The following is a 25,469-nucleotide window of genomic DNA, read 5'->3' as shown; positions in this document are numbered from 1 at the left end:
GCGCACTCCTTGTGTTGACCCGTCGTCGCAGCAGCGATCACGTCAGGACATCCCCAGCTCGCGGTCGATGAAGTCGAAGACCTCATCCGGCGTCGCGTCCTGGAGCTTCTCGGCGACGGTGTCGCCGTCCGCCGGCGCGTCGGCCTCGTTGAGGGAGGCCAGCAGCGCCCGCAGCCGCTCGGTGATCCGAATCCGGGCGCTGCGGTCCGGCGCCGAGCCGGAGAGCGCCGCTTCCAACCTGTCCAGCTCGCCGAAGACCGGCGCGACACCGACCACCCCGCCGTCGACGATCGCGGCCCGCACGTAGTCGGCCAGCCCGGCGGCGGTCGGGTAGTCGAAGACCACCGTGGCGGGCAGCCGGACGCCGGTCGCCGCGGTGAGCCGGTTGCGCAGCTCCACGGCGGTCAGCGAGTCGAAGCCGAGTTCCCGGAACGCCCGGTCCGGCTCCACGGCGTCGATCGAGGCGTGCCCGAGCACCGCGGCGGCCTGGCCGCGCACCAGTTCGAGGAGGGTCTTGCGCCGCTCGGCGTCCGTCTGGCCGGCGAGCAGCGCGGCCAGCGACTCCGCGGACACGCCGCTGTCGTCGGCCCGCTCGGCGGCGGCCCGCCGCGCCTCGGCCACGCCCTCGATGAGCGCGCTGGGCCGGACGGCGACGAAGCCGGGCACGTACCGGACCCAGTCGATGGCGGCCACCAGCGTCGCCGGCTCGCCTCCCGCGACGCACCGCGCGAGCGCGGTGAGGGCGGGCTCGGTGTCGAGGCGGGCGACCCCGGTACGCCGCCGACGCTCCTCCACCGCCTGGTCGGTGGCGGCCATCCCGCCGGCCGCCCAGGGACCCCACGCGATCGAGGTGGCCGGCAGTCCCTGGCGGTGCCGCTGCTCGGCGAGGGCGTCGAGGTAGGCGTTGGCGGCGGCGTAGCTGCCCTGGCCGGCGGCGCCGAGCTGGCCGGCCATCGCGGAGAACAGCACGAACGCGCGCAGTTCCTGCCCGACGGTCAGCTCGTGCAGGTGCAGCGCGCCGAGCACCTTGGGCCGCAGGACGGTGGCGAGCCGGTCGGCGGTGAGGCCGTCGAGCACGCCGTCGTCGAGCACGCCGGCCGCGTGCACCACGCTCGTCAGCGGCGCCTCGGCGGGCACCTCGTCGAGCAGCTTGGCCAGCGCCGCCCGGTCGGCCACGTCGCAGGCCGCGACGGTCACCCGGCTGCCGGCCTCGGTCAGCTCCCGAACCAGCTCGGTGGCACCCGGGGCGTCCGCTCCCCGGCGGCTCACCAGCAGCAGGTGCTCGGCGCCGCGGGCGGCCAGCCAGCGGGCCACCTCCGCGCCGAGCGCGCCGGTGCCGCCGGTGACCAGCGTGGTGCCCGGGTAGCCGGCCTCGTCGGTGGCGGTGTCACCGCCGGGCGCCCGCACCAGCCGGCGTACCAGGATGGTGGCGCCGTCGACGGCGAGCTGGTCCTCGCCGTCGAGGCCGGCCAGCGCGGCGCAGAGCAGGTCCCAGCCGTGGTCGTCGAGGGTGGCCGGGACGTCGACCAGCCCGCCCCACCGCTGCGGGTGTTCCAGGGCCGCGACCCGGCCGAGGCCCCAGAGCAGCGACTGCTCCGGGCGGCCGGGGGTCCCGCCCCGGGTGGTGCCGGCGGCGCCCCGGGTGAGGCACCACAGCGGCGCGGCGACGTCGAGGTCGCCGAGGGCCTGGACCAGCGCCAGGGACCGGGCGAGGAACGGCGGCACCGGCTGGGTGTCGTCGACCGCGCCGTCGGCGAGGGCGAGCAGCGACAGCACGCCGTCCACCGGGGCGGGCCCGCCGTCGGCGGTGCGCGTCGCGGTGGTCAGGTGCGCGGCCAGGGCGGCCCGGTCGGTCAGGTCGTCCGGCAGCAGCATCAGCCGGACGTCGGCGCCTCGGCGGGCCAGTTCGACGACCGCGGCCTCGCCCTCCTCCGGGTGCCGCTCGTCCGCGACGACCCACCAGGCGCCGGGGAGGAAGCTGACCGGCGTCCCGGTGTACGGCTGCCAGACGCTGCGGTACCGCCAGTCGTCCAGGGTGGACCGTTCCCGCTGCTGCCGCCGCCAGGAGGCGAGCACCGGCAGGGCCGCGCCCAGCCGTTCCAGGGACTCCGTCGCGCTCTGTGCGGTGAGTTCCGCGAGCGCGGCCAGGTCCTCACTCTCGACGGCCGCCCAGAAGGCGGAGTCGACGCCGCTCGGGGTTTCGTCGGCGCCGCCCTGCGCGGTCGTCGCGGTCGGCCAGAACCGGTCCCGGTCGAAGGCGTACGTGGGCAGCGCCACGACGTCGGTCCCGGCGAGGACGGCGGTCAGGTCGACGGGCAGGCCGATCGCGTGCGCCGTGGCCAGGTTCGTCAGCAGCCGCGTCGGGTCGTCGTCCCCGCGCCGCAGGCTGCCCAGGATGTGACCGGTGACACCCGCGTCGTCCAGGATCGCCGTGACCGGCATGGTCAACACCGGATGCGGGGAAATCTCCACAAACGTCGTGTGACCCGCGGCGACCGCCACCCGCACAGCCGGGTCGAACTGCACCGTCCGCCGCAGGTTGTCATACCAGTAATCCGCCGTCATCGACGCCGGATCCACCCAATCCCCGGTCAACGTCGACACCAGGCGCGTGTGACCCTCCTGCGGAGCGATGTCGGCCAGGTCAGCACGCAACTGTTCCGCAACGTCCTGCACCGCCGCCGAGTGGGAGGCGTAATCCACGGGGATCAGCCGGGCCCGAACGCCGTCGGCCTGACACGCCTCGACCAGGTCGGCGACCGGCTGCGGCGGACCCGACACCACCACGGTCGAGGGGCCGTTCACGGCCGCCACCCCGACACCCGGGAACACGGCCAGACGCTCCGTCACCGCGTCCACGGACAGGTCCACCGACGCCATCGTGCCCGTGCCCCGCAGCACCGTCAGCGCCCGCGACCGCAACGCCACCGCCTTCGCCGCATCCTCCAACGACAGAATCCCCGCCACACACGCGGCACCGATCTCGCCCTGCGAGTGACCGATCACCGCCCCCGGGCTCACCCCGACGTGCCGCCAGACAGCGGCCAGAGCGATGCCCACGGCCCACAGGACCGGCTGCACGACCTCCACCCGCTCCAACCACGACTCGTCATCCCCGGTCAACACCGACACGATGTCGACATCCAGGTACGAGGCGAGGGCCCGCTGACACTCCGCCAACTTCGCGTCGAACACCGGCACACGACCCACCAGACCAGCCGCCATCCGCGCCGACTGCGCACCCTGACCCGGGAACACGAACACCGCACCCGCACCCGTGCCGGAGACGGTGCCCGTGACGAGGTTGCCCGTCGGCGCACCGGCCGCCAGCGCGTCCAGCCCGGCCAACAGCTCCGTCACGCCCGCACCCACCACCGCGGCCCGCTGGTCGAACGCCGAGCGCGTGGTGGCGAGAGACCAGGCCACGGCGGCCGGGTCCAGATCCTCGTGTTGGCGGACGTGGCGGGCCAGCCGGGCGGCCTGCCCGGCGAGGGCGGCCTTGGACCGCGCGGACATGGGCCAGACGACGGCGTCCGAGGCCACGAGCGCGGGACTCCGGTCCGCGCCGGCCTCGGGCACCGCGCTCTCGGCGGACAGTTCCTCGGCCAGCTCGATGATGACGTGCGCGTTGGTGCCGCTGATGCCGAACGACGACACCGCCGAGCGGCGGGGGCGGTCCACCGCCGGCCACGGCCGGGACTCCGTCGCCAACTCGACGGCGCCGGACGTCCAGTCGATGTGCGGGGACGGCTCGTCCACGTGCAACGTCGCCGGGACCACGCCCTCCCGCATCGCCAGCACCATCTTGATCACGCCGGCGACGCCGGCCGCGGCCTGGGTGTGCCCGATGTTCGACTTGACCGACCCGAGCAGCAGCGGCTCGTGCCCGTCCCGGCCCTGCCCGTACGTGGCCAGCAACGCCTGCGCCTCAATCGGATCACCGAGCGTCGTACCCGTGCCGTGTGCCTCCACCACGTCCACGTCGGCCGTGGTCAACCCCGCCGACGCCAGGGCCTGCCGGATCACCCGCTGTTGCGACGGACCGTTCGGCGCCGTCAACCCGTTCGACGCACCGTCCTGGTTGACCGCGCTTCCCCGCACCACCGCCAAGACCCGGTGACCGTTACGCCGCGCGTCGGACAGCCGCTCCACCAGCAGCACACCGACGCCCTCACCCCAACCCGTACCGTCCGCACCCCCAGCGAACGCCTTGCACCGGCCGTCCGCCGCCAACCCGCGCTGCCGCGAGAACTCCACGAACAGCCCCGGCGTCGCCATGACCGTCACGCCGCCCGCCAACGCCAGGTCGCACTCGCCCCGGCGCAGCGCCTGCACCGCCAGGTGCAACGCCACCAACGACGACGAACACGCCGTGTCCACCGACACCGCCGGCCCCTCCAACCCCAACGCGTACGCCACCCGACCCGACACCACACTCGCGGCGTTGCCCGTGCCCGCGAACCCCTCCACCTCGTCCGCACTGGCCACCATCAACAGGGCCCCATAGTCCTGACCATTCGTGCCCACGAACACCCCTGTTCGCGAACCCCGCAACACCCCCGGGTCAACCCCTGCCCGCTCCACCGCCTCCCACGACGCCTCCAGCAGCAACCGCTGCTGCGGATCCATCGCCAGCGCCTCACGCGGCGAGATCCCGAAGAAACCGGCATCAAACTCCGCCGCCTCGTAGAGGAAGGCGCCGCTGCGGACGTAGGAGGTGCCGGTGGAATAGGGGTCGGGGTCGTAGAGCCGGTCGATGTCCCAGCCCCGATCGCCGGGCAGGTCGGACACGGCGTCCCGGCCGGCGTGCAGCATCTCCCAGAACCGCTCGGGGTCGTTCGCGCCGCCGGGGAAGCGGCAGGACATCGCGACGATGGCCACCGGCTCGTCGTCGCCGAGCGCCAGGGGCGCGGTCTCCACCGTCGCGGCGGCCCCGCCGCCCAACTCCTCGTGCAGGTGCCGGGCGAGCGCGGTCGAGGACGGGTAGTCGAAGACCAGGGTCACCGGCAGCCGCAGCCCGGTCGCGGTGGCGAGCCGGTTGCGCAGCTCCACCGCGGTCACCGAGTCGAAGCCGAGGTCGCGGAACGCGTGGTGCGGGTCGACGGCCTCGCCGTCGGCGTACTTGAGGACCATGGCCGCCTGGTCGCGGACCAGGCCGAGCAGCGCCTGCTGGCGCTCGGCGGCGCTCATCCGGGTGAACGCGCCGGCCGGGCCGGCCTCGTCGGCCTGCTTCGCCTCGGTGAGGCCCTTGGTCTTCGCGAGCGCCTGCGCCTCGGGGATCTCGGCGATCAGCGGCCCGGGCCGGGTCGCGGTGAACGCGACGAAGAACCGGTCCCAGGCGATGTTCGAGATGGTCAGGAACGTCTCGTCGTGCTCGACGGCCTGGTGCAGGGCCGCGACGGCGAGCCGCGGGGGCATCTCGGGCGCGCCGTGGCGGTGCAGCATCCGGCCGAACTCGCCGTCGGCCATGCCGCCGCCGCCCCAGGCGCCCCAGGCGATGGAGGTGGCGGGCAGGCCGAGGCCGCGCCGGTGCTCGGCGAGGGCGTTGAGGAACGCGTTGCCGGGGGCGTAGTTGCCAACGCCGGAGCTGCCGACCGTGCCGGCCATCGAGGAGAACAGGATGAACGCGTCCAGGTCCCGGTCGCGGGTCAGCTCGTGCAGGTTCAGCGCCGCGGTGACCTTCGCGCTCAGCGCGTAGTCGACCTGGTCCAGGGTCAGCGAGTTGATCACCGAGTCGTCGAGCACGGCAGCGGTGTGCACGACCGTGGTCAGCGGGTGCTCGGGCGGCACGTCCGCGAGGACGGCGGCGAGCGCCGACCGGTCGGCGGCGTCGCAGGCGGCCACGGTGACCCGGGCGCCGAGGCCGACCAGTTCGGCCTCCAGCTCCGCGATGCCCTCGGCCTGCCGGCCACGCCGGCTGAGCAGCACCAGGTGTGCGGCGCCGTTGGCCGCGAGCCAACGGGCCATGTGCCCGCCGAGCGCGCCGGTGCCGCCGGTGACCAGGGCCGTGCCGGAGGGCCGCCACTCGCGGGTGGCGGGCGTGTCGCCGACCGGGGCGTGCAGGAGCCGCCGGCCGAACGCGCCGGCCCGCCGCAGCGCGACCTGGTCCTCCCCGTCGGTGCCGGTGACGACGCGGACCAGCCGGCGGCCGGCGGCGTCGTCCAGCTCGTCGGGGAGGTCGACCAGGCCGCCCCAGCGATCCGGGTGCTCCAGGGCGGCGACCCGGCCGAAGCCCCAGGCGAGCTGCTGGAGCGGGTGCGGCAGCGGGTCGCCGGGGTCGGTGGAGACGGCGCCCCGGGTGAGGCACCACAGCGGTGCGCGCAGGCCCGCGTCGCCGAGCGCCTGGGTCAGGGTGACGGTGCCGGCGAAGCCGACCGGCACCGAGGGGTGGGCTGGGGCCGGCGTCTCGTCGAGCGCCAGCAGCGACAGGATCCCGGCGACGGGCGCGCTGCCATCGGCGAGCTCGCGCAGTCGGGCGGTAAGGGCCGTACGGTCCGTGCGGTCGGCGTCCAGCACGAGCGGTACGACGGTGCCGCCGTGCCGTTCCAGCGCGTCCCGGCAGAACGCGGCCTGGGCCGCGCCGGTGTCGTCGGGTCCGGTGACCAGCCACCAGGTGCCGGTGGCGGCGGGCTCGACCGGGCCGTCGGCGACGACGGGCAGCCAGCTGTCCCGGTACCGCCAGGAATCCACGGTGGCCTGGTCGCGGTGCCGGCGGCGCCAGGCGGCGAGGACCGGCAGCACGTCGGCGAAGGCGGCGTCCGGCACGGTCTGCGCCTCGGTCGCGTCGGCGAGTTCGGCGGTGAGGGCGGCCAGGTCCTCCGCCTCGACGGCGGCCCAGAACCGGGCGTCGACCTCGTCGTCGGCCACCGGGCCGGCCGCGCCGGCGGTGGGGGCGGTGGCGGCCGACGGCTGCGGCCAGTAGAGCTGCCGCTGGAACGGGTACGTGGGCAGGTCCCGGCGGCGGCCGGCGAGGCCGGCGAACGCGGGCCGCCAGTCCACCGGCGCTCCCCCGGCGTACACCTCGGCCAGGGCGCGGAGGAAGCGACCGAGGCCGCCCTCGTTGCGGCGGAGGGTGCCGGTGACGGTGGCCGCGCCGGGGTCGGCGGCGGCCAGCTCGACGCTCTCCTGCACGGCCATGGTGAGCACCGGGTGGGCGCTGACCTCGACGAAGGTCTGGTAGCCGGCGGCGACGAGGCTGCGCACCGCCTCGTCGAAGCGGACGGTCTGGCGCAGGTTGCGGTACCAGTAGTCGGCGTCGAGGGCGGCGGTGTCGAGCCAGTCCCCGTCCACGGTGGACCAAAACCGGACGTCGCCGGTGCGGGGGCGCAGCCCGGCGAGCAGTTCCAGGAGCTGCTCGCGCAGCGGCTCGACGTGGACGGAGTGGGAGGCGTAGTCCACCGGGATGCGGCGCACCCGCACCTCGCGGGACTCGTAGTGGGCGACCAGCTCGTCCAGGGCCGCGCCATCGCCGGAGACCACGACCGAGGTGGGGCCGTTGACGGCGGCCAGGGCGACCCGGCCGGCCCAGCGGGTGATGGTCTCCGTGGCCTCGTCGGCGGTGGTGGCGACGGAGACCATGCCACCGTCCCCGGCGATGCCGGCGATGATCTGGCTGCGCAGGGCCACGACGGCCGCCGCGTCGTCCAGGGTGAGCGCCCCGGCGACGTGCGCGGCGGCGATCTCGCCCTGGGAGTGGCCCACGACGGCGGACGGGCGCACCCCGTACGACTCCCACAGGGCGGCGAGCGAGACGCTGACCGCGAACAGGGTGGGCTGGACGACGTCGACGCGCTCCAGGGAGGGGGCGTCCGGCGCGCCGCGCACCACGTCGGTCGGTGACCAGTCGACGTACGGGCGCAGCGCTTCGGCGCAGGCGGCGAACTTCTCGGCGAAGACGGGGGCGGTGTCGAGGAGTTCGGCGGCCATGCCGACCCACTGGGATCCCTGGCCGGGGAAGACGAACGCGACCTCGCCCGGGGTGCCGGGGACGCGGGTGACGGTCTGCGGGGTGGGCCGGCCGTCGGCGAGCGCGTCGAGGGCGGCGGTCAGCTCGTCGCGGGCGGCGGCGAAGACGACGGCCCGGTGGTCGTGGGACGCGCGGGTGGCGGCCAGCGACCAGCCGACGTCGGCGAGCGTGGCGTCGTCGACGGTGTCGAGGTGGGCGCTCAGGTCCCGGGCCCGGGCGGTGAGGGCGTCGGCGGTGCGCCCGGAGAGCACCCAGGGCAGTTCCCCGGCCGGCCCGGTGGCCGCCGGCTCGGGTCGGGGTTCGTCGGCGGGTGCCTGCTCGAGAATGGTGTGCACGTTGGTGCCGCTGATCCCGAACGAGGACACGGCGGCGCGGCGGACGCCGTCGGCCGGCTCCCAGGGGCGGGCGGAGGTGAGCAGTTCGACGCCGCCGGCCGACCAGTCGACGTGGGGGGTGGGCTCGTCGACGTGCAGGGTCGGCGGCAGCACCCCGTGCCGCATGGCGAGCACCATCTTCATCACGCCGGCGACACCGGCGGCGGCCTGGGTGTGGCCGATGTTCGACTTGATCGAGCCGAGCCACAGCGGCCGGTCCGCGGGGCGGTCCTGCCCGTACGTGGCCAGCAACGCCTGCGCCTCGATCGGGTCGCCGAGGGTGGTGCCGGTGCCGTGCGCCTCCACCACGTCCACCTGGTCGGCGGTCAGCCCGGCGTTGGCCAGCGCCTGCCGGATCACCCGCTGCTGGGCGGGGCCGTTGGGGGCGGTGAGTCCGTTGGAGGCGCCGTCCTGGTTGACGGCGCTGCCCCGCAGCACGGCGAGGATCGGGTTGCCGTCGCGCTGGGCGTCGGAGAGCCGCTGGAGCACCAGCAGGCCGACGCCCTCGCCCCAGCCGGTGCCGTCGGCGGCGCCGGCGAACGGCTTGCACCGGCCGTCGGCGGCGAGGCCGCGCTGCCGGGAGAAGCCGACGAAGATCCCGGGGGTGGCCATCACGGTGGCACCGCCGGCCAGGGCGAGGTCGCACTCCCCCGCCTGGAGTGCCTGCGCGGCCAGGTGCATCGCGACCAGCGACGACGAGCAGGCGGTGTCGACGGTGACCGCCGGGCCGTGCAGCCCGAAGGTGTACGCCAGCCGGCCGGAGATGACGCTGGCGGAGACGCCGGTGGCGAGGTAGTTCTCGTCGACGTCCCCGGCGGCCATCAGCAGCGAGCCGTAGTCCTGGCCGTTGGTGCCGACGTACACGCCGGTGCGACTGCCGCGCAGCGCGGTGGGGTCGATGCGGGCCCGCTCGAACGCCTCCCAGGTGCTCTCCAGCAGCAGCCGCTGCTGCGGGTCCATGGCGAGGGCCTCGCGGGGGCTGATGCCGAAGAAGGCGGGGTCGAACTCGCCGGCGCCGGCGACGAAGCCGCCCTCCCGCACGTAGCTGGTGCCCGGGTGCTCGGGGTCGGGGTGGTACAGCTCGGCGAGGTTCCAGCCGCGTTCGCCGGGCATCAGGCTCATCGCGTCGGTGCCGGTGGCGACGAGGTCCCACAGCTGCTCGGGCGAGGCGACCCCGCCGGGGAACCGGCAGCTCATCGCGACGATGGCGATCGGCTCGCGGTGCAGGTGCGTGCCGTCGGCGACCACCTCGCCGGTGGCCTGGCCGGCGGTGAGGCCGTGCAGGTGGGCGGCGAGTTCGGCGACCGTGGGGTGGTCGAAGACCAGCGTGGCGGGCAGGCTCATGCCGGTCTCGGCGGTCAGCCGGTTGCGCAGCTCGACGGCGGTCAGCGAGTCGAAGCCGAGGTCGCGGAAGGTGCGGTCGGGCAGCGGTTGACCGGCCGGGTAGCCGAGCACGACCGCGGCCTGGGTGCGGACGAGGTCGGTGAGCTGCGGCAGGGACCGGCCGACCACCACGGCGCGGACGGGCCCGGTGGGCACGGCGGGCACCCCGGGCAGGGCGGCGATCAGCGGGGTGGGCCGGCCCCAGGCGGCGGCGAGGCGTCCCCAGTCGACGTCGGCGACGGTGACCGCGGGCTCGGCGGTGTTGACCACCCGGCCAAGGGCGGTGACCGCCTCGGCGGCGGGGAGCGGGTTGATGCCGCCCCGGGTGAGCCGGGCGGTCAGCGCGGCGGTCGCGGCGGCCATGCCGTCCTCGGCCCACGCGCCCCAGGCGATGGCGGTGCCGGGCAGCCCCTGGCCGCGCCGCCAGGCCGCGAACGCGTCGAGGTACGCGTTGGCCGCCGCGTAGTTGCCCTGTCCGGCGCTGCCGACGACCCCGGCGAGGGAGGAGAAGAGCACGAACGCGTCGAGGTCGCGGCCGGCGGTCGCCTCGTGCAGCACCCGGGCGGCGCGGACCTTGCCGTCGAGGACGTTCTGCATGCGGGTCAGGTCGAGCCCGTCGAGGACGCCGTCGTCCACGACCCCGGCGGTGTGCACGACGGCGGTCAGCCCCGGCAGCCCGGCGACGAGGGCGTCGACCGCCTCCCGGTCGGTGACGTCGCAGGCCACCACCCGCACCGCCCCCAACTCGGCCACCAACTCCGCCGCACCCGGCGCGGCCGGACCACGCCGCGAAGCCAGCACCACCTCGCCGGCGCCGTTGGCCAGCAACCACCGGGCCACGTGCCGGCCCAGCGCACCCGTACCGCCGGTCACCAGCACCGTGCCGGCGGGCCGCCAGCCCGACCCGGCCGGCGGCGCGGCCGGCACCAGCCGCCGGCCGAAGGTCCCCTGCGGGCGGATCGCCACCTGGTCGTGGCCGGCGTCGGCGAGGACGGCGAGCAGCGCGTCCCCGGTGGCCCGGTCGACGCGGGCGGGCAGGTCGACCAGGCCGCCCCAGCGGTCCGGCTGTTCGAGGGCGACGACCCGGCCCAGTCCCCAGGCCAGCGCGGGCCACGGGTCGGCGACGGTCTCGCCGCCGACGGCGACGGCGCCCCTGGTGAGGCACCAGAGCCGGCCGGGCAGGGCGGCGTCGGCGAGCGCCTGGGTCAGGGTGAGCAGCAGCGCGGCGCCGACGGAGACGGCCGGGGCGTCCGGCAGCGCCCGGTCGCCGTCGGGCAGCACGCAGAGCACCCCCGTCCAGCCCCGCTCGCCGTGCCCGCGCAGCAGCTCGGCCAGCTCGGCGCGGCCGACGCCGGGGGCGACGGCAAGGGTGTCGACGTGCGCGCCCGCGCCGGCCAGCGTCCCGGCCGCACCGGCGTCGTCGGTGTCGGCGGTGACGACCAGCCAGCGGCCGGTCAGCGTCGCCGCCGCGGCGGGGCGGACGAGTTCCCAGTCGATCCGGTGCGACCAGCTGTCCACGACGGCGTCGCGGTGCCGGGCCCGCCGCCACGACGACAACACCGGCACGGCCGGGGCGAGCGCCTCGACCGCGGCGGGGTCGTCCTGCACGGCCAAGTGGGACGCCACCTCGGTCAGGTCGCCGCGTTCCACGGCCGCCCAGAAGTCGCCCTCGGCGGCGTCGGCCGGCGCGGCCTGCCCGGCGGCGCCGCCGATCTCCGGCCAGTAGCGCTGGTGCTGGAAGGCGTACGTGGGCAGGTCGACCCGCCGCGCCCCGGTGTCGGCGAACCACGGCTGCCAGGTCACCGGCACCCCGTGCACGTGCAGCTCGGCGAGCGCGGCCAGCAGCCCCTGCGGCTCGGGCCGGTCCTTGCGCTGCGCGGCGACGGCGAGCGCACCGTCCCCGTCGGGCAGGACGTCCCCGGTCATCGCGGTCAGCACGCTCTGCGGGCCGATCTCCAGGAAGGTGCCCACGCCCGCCTCGCGCAGCGCGGTGACCCCGTCGGCGTACCGGACGGCCTCGCGGACGTGCCGCACCCAGTAGTCGGCGGTGCGGATCTCGTCGGCGTCGGCGATCGCGCCGGTCACGTTCGACAGGACCGGCAGCACCGGCGCGGCGAACGTGAGCCGGTCGAGCACCGCGCGGAACCTGCCGAGCATGGGCTCCATGAGCGGGCTGTGGAACGCGTGGCTGACCGTGAGCCGGCGGGTCCGCGCGCCCCGGTCCCGCCAGCGCCGCTCCACCTCGTCGAGGGTTTCGGCGGCGCCGGAGACCACGACCGAGGTCGGGCCGTTCACCGCGGCGATCCCGACCCGGTCGGCGAGCCCGTCCAGCGTGGCCAGCACGTCCGCCTCGGGGGCGGCGACGGCCAGCATCCCGCCCCCGGCGGGCAGCGCCTGCATCAGGCGGCCCCGCGCCGCCACCAGCGCGCAGGCGTGTTCCAGGGACAGCACCCCGGCCACGTGCGCGGCCGTGACCTCGCCGATCGAGTGGCCGCCCACGACGTCCGGCGCCACGCCGAACGACTCGACGAGGCGGAACAGCGCCACCTCGACGGCGAACAGCCCGGCCTGCGTGAACACCGTCTGGTCCAGCAGCTCGGCCTCGGCCGTGCCCGGCGCGGCGAACAGCACCTCCCGCAGGGGGCGCGGCAGGGCGCGGTCCAGGTGCCCGCACGCCTCGTCGAGTGCGGCGGCGAAGACGGGGAACTCCGCGTACAGCTCCCGGCCCATGCCGGCGCGCTGCGCGCCCTGGCCGGAGAAGAGCACCGCGAGCTGGCCGCGCGGCGACCCGGCGCCGGTGACGACGGTGCCGGCCGGCTCCCCGGCGGCGACGGCGCGCAGCCCGGCGAGCAGGTCGTCGCGGCCGGTCGCCGACACGACGGCGCGGCGGTCCAGGGTGGACCGCGAGGTGACCGACGAGAAGGCCACATCGAGCGGGCGGAGGGTGTCGTCGGCGGCGAGCCAGGCGGCCCAGCGGCCGGCCTGCGCGGCGAGCGCGGCCTCGGACCGGGCGGAGAGCAGCACCGGGGAGGCCGGACGGTCGGCCACCACGGCCGGCTCGCCCTCGGCCTCGGCCGGTGCCGGGGCCGGTGCCGGGGCCTGCTCGATGATGGTGTGCGCGTTGGTGCCGGACACCCCGAACGACGACACGGCGGCCCGGCGCGGCCGGTCGGCCGTGGGCCACGCGGTGGGTGCGGTGGCGAGGGTGACGGACCCGGCGGTCCAGTCGATGTGCGGAGACGGCTCGTCGACGTGCAGGGTCGGCGGGACAACGCCGTGCCGGATCGCCATGACCATCTTGATCACGCCGGCGACGCCGGCGGCGGCCTGGGTGTGGCCGATGTTCGACTTGACCGAGCCGAGCAGCAGCGGCGCGGCGGCGCCCCGGTCCTGCCCGTACGTGGCCAGCAGCGCCTGCGCCTCGATGGGGTCGCCGAGCCGGGTGCCGGTGCCGTGCGCCTCCACCACGTCCACCTGCTCGGCGGTGAGCCGGGCGTTGGCCAGGGCCTGGCGGATGACGCGGACCTGGGACGGGCCGTGGGGGGCGCTCAGGCCGTTGGACGCGCCGTCCTGGTTGACGGCGCTGCCCCGCACGACGGCGAGCACGGGGTAGCCGTGCCGCTGGGCGTCGGAGAGGCGGGTGAGCAGCAGCATCCCGATCCCCTCCGACCAGGAGGTGCCGTCGGCGCCGGCGGCGAACGCCTTGCACCGGCCGTCGGCGGCGAGGCCGCGCTGCCGGCTGAAGCCGACGAAGACCGCCGGGGTGGGCATCACCGTCACGCCGCCGGCCAGCGCCAGCTCGCAGTCGCCGTTGCGCAGCGCCTGCGCGGCGAGGTGGATGGCGACCAGCGACGACGAGCAGGCGGTGTCGACGGTGACCGCCGGTCCCTCCAGCCCGAGCGTGTACGCGACGCGGCCGGAGATGACGCTGGTGGCGTTGCCGGTGAGCAGATGCCCCTCGCCGTTCTCGGCCTGCGCCATCATGCCGTCGTAGCCGTGCGACGCCGCGCCGACGAACACCCCGGTGCGGCTGCCCCGCACCGCCGGCAGCGGCAGCCCGGCCCGCTCGAACGCCTCCCAGGAGGTCTCCAGCAGCAGCCGCTGCTGCGGGTCCATGGCGACGGCCTCGCGGGGCGAGATGCCGAACAGGTCCGCGTCGAAGTCGGCGGCGGCGTAGACGAAGCCGCCCTCGGTGACGTAGCTGGTGCCCGGGTGGTCGGGGTCGGGGTGGAAGAGGCGGTCCAGGTCCCAGCCCCGGTCGGCGGGGAACGGCCCGATCCCGTCGCCGCCGTCGCGGACGAGCTGCCACAGCGCCTCGGGGCTGTCGACCCCGCCCGGGTAGCGGCAGCTCATCGCCACGATGGCGATGGGCTCGGAGTCGCGGGCCTCCAGCTCGCGCAGCCGCCGCCGGGTACGCCGCAGCTCCGAGGTCGTACGCTTCAGGTACTCGACGTACTTCTCGTCCTCGTTGCTCACCGTGGACCTACCTCACTCGGCATGCCGATGTCGTTGCGGCTGGGGGTCACGACGTCTCCAGCTCGCGGTCGATCAGGTCGAAGATGTTCTCGGCGGTGGCCGACTCCAGGTCGTCGTCGCCGTCCGCGTCCGCCTGCCGCTCGGTCAGCCGGTCCAGCAGACCGTGCAGCCGGTCGGTGATCCGGCGGAACTCGTCGTCGGCCGGGTCGAGCCCGACGAGCGCCGCCTCCAGCCGGTCCAGCTCCCGGCCCGCCACCGACCGGTCCCCCGCCGGGGCCACCGGGGCGAACTGCCCGGCCAGGTGGTCGGCGAGCGCGGTCGGCGTCGGGTTGTCGAAGACCAGCGTCGCCGGCAGCCGCAGCCCGGTCGCCGCGCCGAGCCGGTTGCGCAGCTCGACGGCGGTGAGCGAGTCGAAGCCGAGTTCCCGGAACGCGCGGGTCGGCTCGATGCCGGCCGGGTCGCCGTGCCCGAGGACGACCGCCACGTGCGACAGCACCAGCTCGCGCAGGGCGCGAGCCCTCTTGTCGTCGGGCAGCGCGCGCAGCGTCTCGGCGTACGCCTGCCCGTCGGTGGCCTCGCCGGCGGCGGCCCGGCGGCCCCCGGGGCGGACCAGGTTGGCCAGCAGCGGGTGGACCGGCGCCCCCGGCGCGGCCACCCCGGTGATGATCTTGGCGGGCATCAGCACCGCCCGTTCGGCGCGCCAGAGCGCGTCGAACAGGGCGAGGGCCTCGTCGTTGGCCAGGGCGGCCATGCCGCCCCGGTCGAGCCGGCGGATGTCGGCCGAGTCGAGGTGCCCGGTCATGCCGCTGGCCTGGGCCCAGCGCCCCCAGGCGAGGGCGACCGCCGGCAGGCCGAGGGCCCGCCGGTGCTCGGCGAGGGCGTCGAGGAACGCGTTGCCGGCGGCGTAGTTTCCCTGGCCCGGGCCGCCGAAGACGCCGGCGGCGGCGGAGAAGAGCACGAACGCGGTCAACTCGTGGCCGAGGGTGGCCTGGTGCAGGTTCCAGGCCGCGTCGACCTTGGGCCGCAGCACCGCGTCGAGCCGGTCCGGAGTGAGCGACTCGACGGTGCCGTCGTCGAGGACGCCGGCCGCGTGCACGACCGCCCGCAGCGGTTGCCGCGGATCCACCATGGACACCACGTCCGCGACGGCGTCCGGGTCGGCCAAGTCGGCGGCGACGATCGACACGTCCGCGCCGAGCGCCTTGAGGTCGGCGAGCAACTCGTCGGCGCCCTCGGCGTCCGGGCCGCGCCGGCTGACCAGGAGCAACTGCCGGGCGTCGTGCGCGGTGACCAGGTGCCGGCAGAGCAGCGCGCCGAGGGTGCCGGTCGCGCCGGAGACCAGGACCGTGCCGTCGAGCCGGGGCGTCTGCGGGATGCTCAGGGCGAGCTTGCCGACGTGCCGGGCCTGGCTGAGGAAGCGGAACGCCTCGGGGGCGCGCCGGACGTCCCAGGTGCGCCGGGGCAGCGGCCGCAGCGCGCCGGTGGCGAAGAGCGCCATCAGCTCGGCCAGCATCGCGCCGATCCGGTCCTCGCCGGCCTCGATGAGGTCGAAGACCTGGTAGCTCACGCCGGGGTGGTCGGCGGCGACCCGCTCCGGGTCCCGCTTGTCGGTCTTGCCCATCTCGACGAACCGGCCGTCCGGGGCGAGCAGCCCCAGCGACGCGTCGACGAACTCGCCGCTGAGCGCGTTGAGCACCACGTCGACGCCCCGCCCGTCTGTGCGGTCGCGGAACTCGTCGGCGAAGGCGAGGCTGCGGGAGGAGGCGAGGTGCGCGTCGTCGAAGCCGGTGGCGCGCAGCGCCGGCCACTTGCCGGGGCTGGCCGTGCCGTAAACCTCCGCGCCGAGGTGGCGGGCGATCTGCACGGCGGCCATGCCGACCCCGCCGGCCGCCGCGTGGACGAGCACGGACTCCCCGGCGCGCAGCCGGGCCAGCTCCACCAGGCCGTACCAGGCGGTCAGGAAGACCACCGGCACGGCGGCGGCGTCGGCGTACGACCAGCCGTCGGGGATGCGGGTGAGCAGCCGGCGGTCGGTGACCGCGACCGAGGAGAACGAGCCGGAGAAGATGCCCATCACCCGGTCGCCGGGCGCGAGGTCGGTGACCCCCGGCCCCACGCCGAGTACCACGCCGGCGCCCTCGTTGCCCAGCACCTGCTGGTCGGGGACCATGCCGAGGGCGAGCACCACGTCCCGGAAGTTCAGCCCGGAGGCGCGCATCCCGACCAGGACGTGCCCCGCCGGCAGGTCCCCGGTCACCTCGGGGACGGGCAGCAGGGCGAGGTTCTCCAGCGTCCCCTGCTCGGTGACGTCCAGCCGCCACGGCACCTCGTCGGCGGGCAGCGGCAACACCCCGACGTCGCGCGCCCGGGCCAGCCGGGGCACCAGCAGGGCGCCGTCGCGGACCGCGAGCTGCGGCTCGCCGGAGGCGACGGCCGCCGGGACCGCCGCGAGGGAGGCGGCGGAGTCGTCGGTGTCGACCAGCGTGAACCGGCCGGGGTGCTCGGACTGCGCGGAGCGGACGAGCCCCCACAGGCTCGCCCGGGCCAGATCGCGGGGGGCCTCGCCGGGGGCGGCGCCGACCGCGCACCGGGTGTGCAGGACCAGCCGGGCCCGCTCCAGCCGCGGCTCGCCGAGCCAACCCTGAACGAGCGCGAGCGCGTCCCGGGCCGCCTCGTGCGCGGCCGCACCGGCCCGGTCCGGGTCCGGGTCCGTGCCGGACCGCAGGTCCAGCACCACATCGGGTACGTCCCCGTACCGCTCGATCGCGGCGACCAGCGTCGCCAGGTCGGCGTGGCCGCGCACCGGGTGCCCGGCGGCGGCCAGCGCCTCGGCGAGGCCGAGGTCATCGTCGCCGAGCAGCGCCCAGCGGGTGTCTCCCGCCACCGCGTCGGGGGCCGGCAGGGGCATCCAGTCCAGGTGGAACACCGAGTTGCGGCGCAGCGCGGCGGCCTCGTCGGCCCGGCCCGCGGCGACCGGCCGGAAGGTCAGCGACTCGACGGTGGCGACCGGTTGGCCGGCGGTGTCGGCAAGGGCGACCGCGACCGTGTCCGCGCCGAGGGGCCGCAGCCGCACCCGCAGGCGGGTGGCGCCGTGGGCGTGCAGGGCGACCGAGCGGAACGCGAACGGCATCCAGCCCGCGCCGGAGGTGTCCGCCGCGTCGCCGAGCAGCGCGGTGACCCCGCTGGCCTGGAGGGCCGCGTCGAACAGGGCGGGGTGCAGCCCGAACCGGGACGCGTCGGCGGTCGCCTCGTCGGGGAGGGCCACCTCGGCGTAGACCTCGTCGTCGCCGCGCCACACGCGGCGCAGGCCCCGGAAGGCGGGGCCGTAGCCGAGGCCGCCGTCGGCCATCCGGGCGTACCAGGCGTCGAGGTCGGTGTCGACCTCGACGGCGTCGGCCGGCGGCCACTCCCCGGGCACGGCCGTCGGGGCGGGCAGGTGCGGCAACAGCAGGCCCTCGGCGTGCCGGGTCCACTCGGCGTCGCCGCCGTCCTCGGGGCGGGAGTGCACGGTCACGGCGCGCTCGCCGGTGTCGCTCGGCGGGCCCACCCGCACCTGCACCTGCACCGCGCCGCTCGCGGGGAGCACCATCGGGTTGATCAGCGTCAGGTCGGCCACCTGGCCGGCGTCGACCTCGTCGCCGGCCCGGACCACCATGTCGACGACGCCGGTGCCCGGGACGATCACCACCCCGCCGACGGCGTGGTCGGCGAGCCACGGGTGGGTACGCACCGACAGCCGCCCGGTCAGCACCACCGTCTGGTCGTCGGCCACCGGCACGGCCGCGCTGAGCAGCGGGTGCCCGGCGTCCTGGAGGCCGGCGGAGCCGACGTCCCGCACCCGGTGCGCGGGTGCCTCCAGCCAGTAGCGCCCCCGGTCGAAGGCGTACGTGGGCAGGTCGACGGCGTCGGTCTCAGCGAGGACGGTGGTCAGGTCGACGGGCAGGCCGATCGCGTACGCGGTGGCCAGGTTCGTCAGCAACCGCGTCGGGTCGTCGTCCCCGCGCCGCAGGCTGCCCAGGATGTGACCGGTGACGCCCGCGTCGTCCAGGATCGCCGTGACCGGCATGGTCAGCACCGGATGCGGCGAGACCTCCACAAACGTCGTGTGACCCGCCGCGACGGCGACCCGCACGGCCGCATCGAACTGCACCGTCTGCCGCAGGTTGTCATACCAGTAGTCCGCCGTCATCGACGCCGGATCCACCCAGTCACCCGTCAACGTCGACACCAGACGGGTGTGGCCCTCCTGCGGGGCGATGTCAGCCAAGTCGGCGCGGAGTTGTTCCGCGACGTCCTGCACCGCGACCGAGTGGGAGGCGTAGTCCACCGGGATCAGCCGCGCCCGAATGCCGTCGGCCTGGCACGCCTCGACAAGGTCCGCGACGGGCTGCGGCGGACCGGACACCACCACGGTGGAAGGGCCGTTGACGGCGGCCACCCCGACACCCGGGAAACCCGCGAGACGGGCGGTGATCGCCTCGGCGGACAGGTCCACCGACGCCATCGTGCCGGTACCCCGCAGCACCGTCAGCGCCCGCGACCGCAACGCCACCGCCTTCGCCGCATCCTCCAACGACAGAATCCCCGCCACACACGCGGCACCGATCTCACCCTGCGAGTGACCGATCACCGCAGCCGGAGAAACCCCAACGTGCTGCCACACCGCCGCCAGAGCGATGCCCACGGCCCACAGGACCGGCTGCACCACCTCCACCCGCTCCAACCACGACTCGTCCTCGCCCGTGAGCACCGACACCAGGTCCACGTCGAGGTACGGGGCGAGAGCTTGCTGGCACTCGGCCAACTTCGCGTCGAACACCGGGCTCCGGCCCACCAGACCGGCCGCCATCCGCGCCGACTGCGCACCCTGACCCGGGAACACGAACACCACCCCCGCACCCGTCCCGGAAACGGTGCCCGTGACCAGGTTCCCGGACGGCGAACCGGCGGCCAGGGCGTCCAGCCCAGCCAGCAGTTCCTCGGCGCTCGCACCGACCACGGCGGCACGCTGGTCGAACAGCGACCGCGTCGTGGCCAGGGACCAGCCCACCGCCGCCACATCCACGTCGCCACGCTCGCGCACGTACTCCGCCAGCCGCGCCGCCTGACCCGCCAGAGCCGCCCTCGACCGCGCCGACACCGGCCACACCAGGACGTCGGAGGCGACCAGCGCCGGGCCCCGGTCCGGACCGGCCTCGGGCTCCGCGCTCTTGACGGACAACCCCTCGGCCAGCTCGATGATCACATGCGCGTTCGTGCCGGACATGCCGAACGACGACACCGCCGCACGCCTCGGCCGGTCCACGGCGGGCCACGGCCGCGCCTCGGTCGCCAGCTCCACGGAGCCGGCGGTCCAGTCGATGTGCGGGGACGGCTCGTCCACGTGCAGCGTCGCCGGGACCACGCCCTCGCGCATCGCCAGCACCATCTTGATCACACCCGCCACACCTGAGGCGGCCTGCGTGTGCCCGATGTTCGACTTGACCGACCCGAGCAGCAGCGGCTCGTACCCTTCCCGGTCCTGCCCGTACGTGGCCAGCAACGCCTGCGCCTCGATCGGGTCACCGAGCGTCGTACCCGTGCCGTGTGCCTCCACCACGTCCACGTCGGCCGTGGTCAACCCCGCCGACGCCAGGGCCTGCCGGATCACCCGCTGTTGCGACGGACCGTTCGGCGCCGTCAACCCGTTCGACGCACCGTCCTGGTTGACCGCGCTTCCCCGCACCACCGCCAGGACCCGGTGACCGTTACGCCGCGCGTCGGACAGCCGCTCCACCAGCAGCACACCGACGCCCTCACCCCAACCCGTACCGTCCGCACCCCCAGCGAACGCCTTGCACCGGCCGTCGGGGGCCAGGCCCCGCTGCCGGGAGAACTCGAGGAAGGTGCCAGGGGTGGCCATGACCGTGACGCCGCCGGCGAGGGCAAGGTCGCACTCGCCACGCCGCAGCGCCTGCACCGCCAGGTGCAACGCCACCAACGACGACGAACACGCCGTGTCCACCGACACCGCCGGCCCCTCCAACCCCAACGCGTACGCCACCCGACCCGACACCACACTCGCGGCGTTCCCGGTCGCCGCGAACCCCTCCACCTCGTCCGCGGCCACCGCCAACAGGGCCCCATAGTCCTGACCATTCGTGCCCACGAACACCCCTGTTCGCGAACCCCGCAACACCCCCGGGTCAACCCCTGCCCGCTCCACCGCCTCCCACGACGCCTCCAGCAGCAACCGCTGCTGCGGATCCATCGCCAGGGCCTCACGCGGCGAGATCCCGAAGAACCCGGCGTCGAACTCCGCGGCCCCGGACAGGAATCCGCCCTTGTCGGTGTAGGAGGTGCCGGGGTTGGCCGGGTCAGGGTCGTAGAGCCGGTCGAGGTCCCAGCCCCGGTCGGTGGGGAAGTCGCCGATGGCGTCGACGCCGTCGGCGACGAGCCGCCACAGCTGCTCGGGGTCGTCGGCGCCGCCCGGGTAGCGGCAGGCCATGGCGACGATGGCCACCGGCTCGTCGTCGTCCACCGTGGTCGGCACGGCGACGGCGGTCGGGGCGGCGTCGGCGTCGAAGAGGCCGGCGAGCAGGAAGCGGGCCAGCACGACCGGGGTGGGGTGGTCGAAGACCAGGGTGGTGGGCAGCGCCTGCCCGGTGGCGGCGACGAGCCGGTTGCGCAGCTCCACCGCGGTCAGCGAGTCGAAGCCGAGGTCGCGGAACGCGGTGGTCGCCGGGACGGCGGCGGCCCCGCCGTCGTGGCCGAGCACGTCGGCGGCGAGGTCGCGCACCAGGTCGGCGACGGTCTCCTCCCGCCGGGCCGGGGTCAGCCCGACGAGCCGCCGGCGCAGGGTCGCCGCCGGGCCCTCGTCGCCGTCGTCGACCGGGGCGCCGCCGTCGAGGGCGGCCCGCGCCTCCGGTACGCCCTCCAGCAGCGGCCGGCGTCGGGCCGAGGCGTACGCCGGGGCGAACCGGGACCAGTCGACGTCGGCCACGGTCACGGTCACGTCGTCGTGGTCCAGGGCCTGCGGCAACGCGCCCATGGCCACGGTCGGGTCCATCGCGGGCAGGCCCCGGCGGCGCAGGTTCTGCTCCGCGTGGGCCGCGTGCATGCCGCCGTCCGACCACGGTCCCCAGGCGATGGCGGTTCCGGCCCGGCCGTCCGCCCGCCGCTGCTGCACGAGCGCGTCCAGGTACGCGTTGCCGGCCGCGTACCCGGCCTGACCGCCGCTGCCCCAGGTGGCGGCGATGGACGAGTAGACGACGAAGGCGTCCAGCTCCCGGTGGGCGAGGAGGTCGGCGAGGTGGGCGGCCCCGGCGGTCTTGCCGAGGGTCACCTCGGCCAGCTCGGCGGGGGTGACCTCGGCCAGCGGGGTGCTCTGCGCGAGGCCGGCGGTGTGCACGACGGTGCGCACGGGCGGGCCGTCGGCCTCGACCCGGTCGAGCAGGGCGGCGACGGCGGCCCGGTCGGCGATGTCGCACGCGGCGACGGTGACCCGGGCGCCGAGACCGGTCAGCTCGGCTTCCAGCTTGGCGGCGCCGGGGGCGTCCGGTCCGCGCCGGCTGACCAGCACGACGTGCTCGGCTCCGGCGCCGGCGAGCCAGCGGGCGGCGCGGGCGCCGAGCCCGCCGGTCCCGCCGGTGATCAGCGCCGTGCCGGTGGGCGTGAACCGGCGCGCCGGGGGGCGGTCACCGACGGCGGCGCGGACCAGGCGGCGGACGAAGACGCCGGGGCCGCGTACCGCGAGCTGGTCCTCGCCGGTCGATCCGGTGAGGATCGCGGAGAGCCGGCCGCCGGTGCGGTGGTCGGGGCGGGGCGGCAGGTCGACGAGGCCGCCCCAGCGGTGCGGGGCCTCGACGCCCACCACCCGGCCGAGGCCCCAGATCGCGGCCTGCGCGGGGTCGGTGACCCGGTCGTAGGAGGCGGCGGCGACGGCGCCCCGGGTGACCAGCCACAGGGGGGCGTCGACCCCGGCGTCGCCGAGCGCCTGCACGAGCGCGAGGGTGGCGGCCAGGCCGGGCAGGACCGCGTCGTCGGCGGCCGGCGGCTGCCCGGCGAGCAGGGAGACGACCCCGGCGAGGCCGGCGCCGGCGAGGGACGCGGCGAGGCCGGCCCGGTCGGCGCCCGCGTCGACCGCCAGCGGCAGCACGTCGGCGCCGGCGCCGGTCAGCGCGGCCCGGACGGTCTCGGCGGCGGTGTCGTCGGCACCGCCGCCGGGGAGCGCCAGCAGCCACGTGCCGGTCAGCCGGGCGGGGGCTGGCTCGGGGGTCACCTGCCAGTCGGCCCGGTAGCGCCAGCCGTCGAGCACGGAGTGTTCCTGCCGCTGCCGCCGCCAGTCGGCGAGGACGGGCAGCAGGGTGCGCAGCGACTCGGCGGCGACCTCGTCGGTGACGGCGAGGGTGTCCCGCAGCGCGTCGAGGTCGGCCCGTTCGACGGCCGCCCAGAACCGCTGGTCGAGCACGCCGGTCCCGGTGGCGGTGGCCGCGTCGGCGGGCGCCTCGGCCGGCACCCAGTAGTGCTGCCGCTCGAACGGGTAGGTGGGCAGGCCGACGAGCCGGCCGGGTCGGTCGGCGAAGAGGTCCGCCCAGCGCACCGGCGTGCCGGCGACGTGGAGCTGGGCGAGGGCGGCGAGCAGGGCGCGGCGGTCCGGGCGGTCCCGGCGCAGCACCGGCACGACCACGGCGGGGGCGGCGTCGTCGGCCGCGACCTCGGCGAGGGTCTCCTGGGTGGTGGCGGTGAGGGCGGCGTCGGGGCCGACCTCGACGAAGGTGCCGACGCCGTGGGCGCGCAGGGTGCGTACGCCGTCGGCGAAGCGGACCGCCTCCCGGACGTGCCGCACCCAGTAGCCGGGGTCGGTGAGCTGCGCCGGGTCGGCCAGCTGGCCGGTCAGGTTGGACACGACCGGCAGGGTGGGGGCGCGCAGGTCGAGGCCGGCGGCGACGGCGGCGAACTCGGCGAGCATCGGCTCCATCAGCGGGCTGTGGAAGGCGTGGCTGACCCGCAGCCGGCGCACCTTCACCCCCCGTCCGGTCCAGAGTGCGGCCAGCTCGTCGATGGTCGCGCCGTCGCCGGACAGGACGACGGCGGTGGGCCCGTTGACGGCGGCGACGGCGACCCGGTCGGTCAGCTCGGCGATCGACTCGGCGACCCGGGCCTCGTCGGCGGCGACGGCGAGCATCGCCCCGCCGGAGGGGAGGGCCTGCATGAGTCGGCCGCGGGCGGCGACGAGGGCGCAGGCGTCGTCGAGGGTGAGCACGCCGGCCACGTGGGCGGCGGTCAGCTCGCCCACGGAGTGCCCGGCGACCAGGTCGGGGGCCAGCCCCCAGGAGCCGAGCAGCCGGTGCAGCGCCACCTCGACGGCGAACAGCCCGGCCTGGGTGAAGACGGTCTGGTCGAGCAGCGCCGCCTCGTCGGTGCCGGGCTCGGCGAACAGCAGCGGCTTCAGCGGCCGGGGCAGCCGGTGGTCGAGGTGGGCGAAGACCTCGTCGAGCGCCGCCGCGAAGACCGGGTACGCCTCGTACAGCTCCCGGCCCGCGCCGGCGCGCTGGGCGCCCTGCCCGGAGAAGAGGAACGCGACCCCGCCGCGTTCGGCGGCGGCACCGGTGACCAGGCCGGGGGCGGGCCGGTCGTCGGCGAGGGCGTGCAGGGCGGTGAGCAGGCCGTCCCGGTCGTCGGCGAGGACGACCGCCCGGTGTTCCAGGGGCGAGCGGGACACGGCCGAGGTCCAGGCGACGTCCGCCGGTCGCAGCCCGGCGTCGTCGGCGACGTACCGGGACCAGCGCTCGGCCTGGGCGCGCAGCGCGGCGCGGGTGCGGCCGGTGAGCAGCACGGGTGCGGGCGCGGGGAGGTCCGGCCGGTCGGTCTCGGCGGCGGTGGGCTCGGGCTGTTCGAGGATGAGGTGGGTGTTGGTGCCGCTCATCCCGAACGAGGACACGGCGGCGCGGCGCGGCCGGTTCACGGCCGGCCACGGGGTGGCCTCGGTGACCAGGGTGACCGCGCCGGCGGCCCAGTCCACGTGCGGGGTGGGCTCGTCGACGTGCAGGGTGGCCGGCACGACGCCGTGCCGCATCGCCATGACCATCTTGATCACCCCGGCGATGCCGGCGGCGGCCTGGGTGTGGCCGATGTTCGACTTGATCGAGCCGAGCAGCAGCGGCGCGGCGTCGCCCCGCTCCTGGCCGTAGGTGGCGAGGAGCGCCTGGGCCTCGATCGGGTCGCCGAGGGTGGTGCCGGTGCCGTGCGCCTCCACCACGTCGACCAGGTCGGGGGTGAGCTTCGCGCCGGCCAGGGCCTGCCGGATCACCCGCTGCTGGGACGGGCCGTTGGGGGCGGTGAGGCCGTTCGACGCGCCGTCCTGGTTGACGGCGGAGCTGCGGATGATCCCGAGCACGGGGTGGCCGTTGCGGCGGGCGTCGCTGAGCCGTTCGAGCAGCAGCATGCCGACGCCCTCGGACCAGCCGGTGCCGTCGGCGGACGCGGCGAACGACTTGCACCGGCCGTCGGCGGCGAGGCCGCGCTGCCGGGAGAACTCCACGAACGGGCCGGGGGTGGCCAGCACGGTCGCGCCGCCGGCCAGGGCGAGGCCGCACTCCCGCTGGCGCAGCGCCTGGCAGGCGAGGTGGATGGCGACCGACGCCGACGAGCAGGCGGTGTCCACCGTGACCGTGGGGCCCTCCAGCCCGAACGTGTACGCCAGCCGGCCGGAGACGACGCTGGCCGCGGTGCCGGTCAGCACGTACCCCTCGACGCCGGGCGCCCGGTGCAGCACGGCGGCGTAGTCCTGGCCGGAGGTGCCGACGAAGACGCCGGAGCGGCTGCCGCGCAGCGACAGCGGGGCGATGCCGGCCCGCTCGAACAGCTCCCAGGTGACCTCCAGCAGCAGCCGCTGCTGCGGGTCCATGGCGACGGCCTCGCGCGGCGAGATGCCGAACAGCGCGGCGTCGAACTGCCCCGCGTCGGGCAGGAACCCGCCGGCGGTGGTGTACGAGGTGCCGGGGTTGTCGGGATCGGCGTGGTAGAGCCGCTCCAGGTCCCAGCCCCGGTCGGTGGGGAAGTCGCCGATGGCGTCCCCGCCGGACGAGACGAACTGCCAGAGGTCCTCGGGCGAGTTGATGCCGCCCGGGTAGCGGCAGCCCATCGCCACGATCGCCACCGGCTCGGACTCCTCGGCGGTGACCTCGCGGAGCCGTTGGCGGGTCTGGTGCAGCTCGGCGACGACCCGCGTCAGGTATTCGCGCAGCCGCTCTTCGTCCGCCATGACATCTCGCTTTCTCGTGACACCA

2 protein-coding genes are annotated in these 25,469 nt (G+C 76.1%); both read right to left on the bottom strand.

Annotated elements, in window-relative coordinates; all coding sequences use genetic code 11:
• Window positions 1-42 precede the first annotated feature (42 nt).
• Window positions 43-14,199: a type I polyketide synthase gene (locus ACZ6Q9_RS16510; RefSeq protein WP_396829291.1), complete on the bottom strand. Its 14,157-nt coding sequence runs from the start codon at window positions 14,197-14,199 to the stop codon at window positions 43-45.
• Between the two features lie 46 nt (window positions 14,200-14,245).
• Entirely contained in the window at window positions 14,246-25,444 is an 11,199-nt protein-coding gene (locus ACZ6Q9_RS16505) for a type I polyketide synthase (protein WP_396829290.1), read from the bottom strand.
• Between the last annotated feature and the right edge of the window lie 25 nt (window positions 25,445-25,469).

Source organism: Micromonospora sp. NPDC049139, from assembly GCF_055586845.1.
This window is presented reverse-complemented; position numbering and strand designations above follow the sequence as displayed.

What these genes read in the sequence shown, in the direction of transcription:
- ACZ6Q9_RS16505 (WP_396829290.1), bottom strand. Translation starts at nt 25,444, where the DNA reads ATGGCGGACGAAGAGCGGCTGCGCGAATACCTGACGCGGGTCGTCGCC.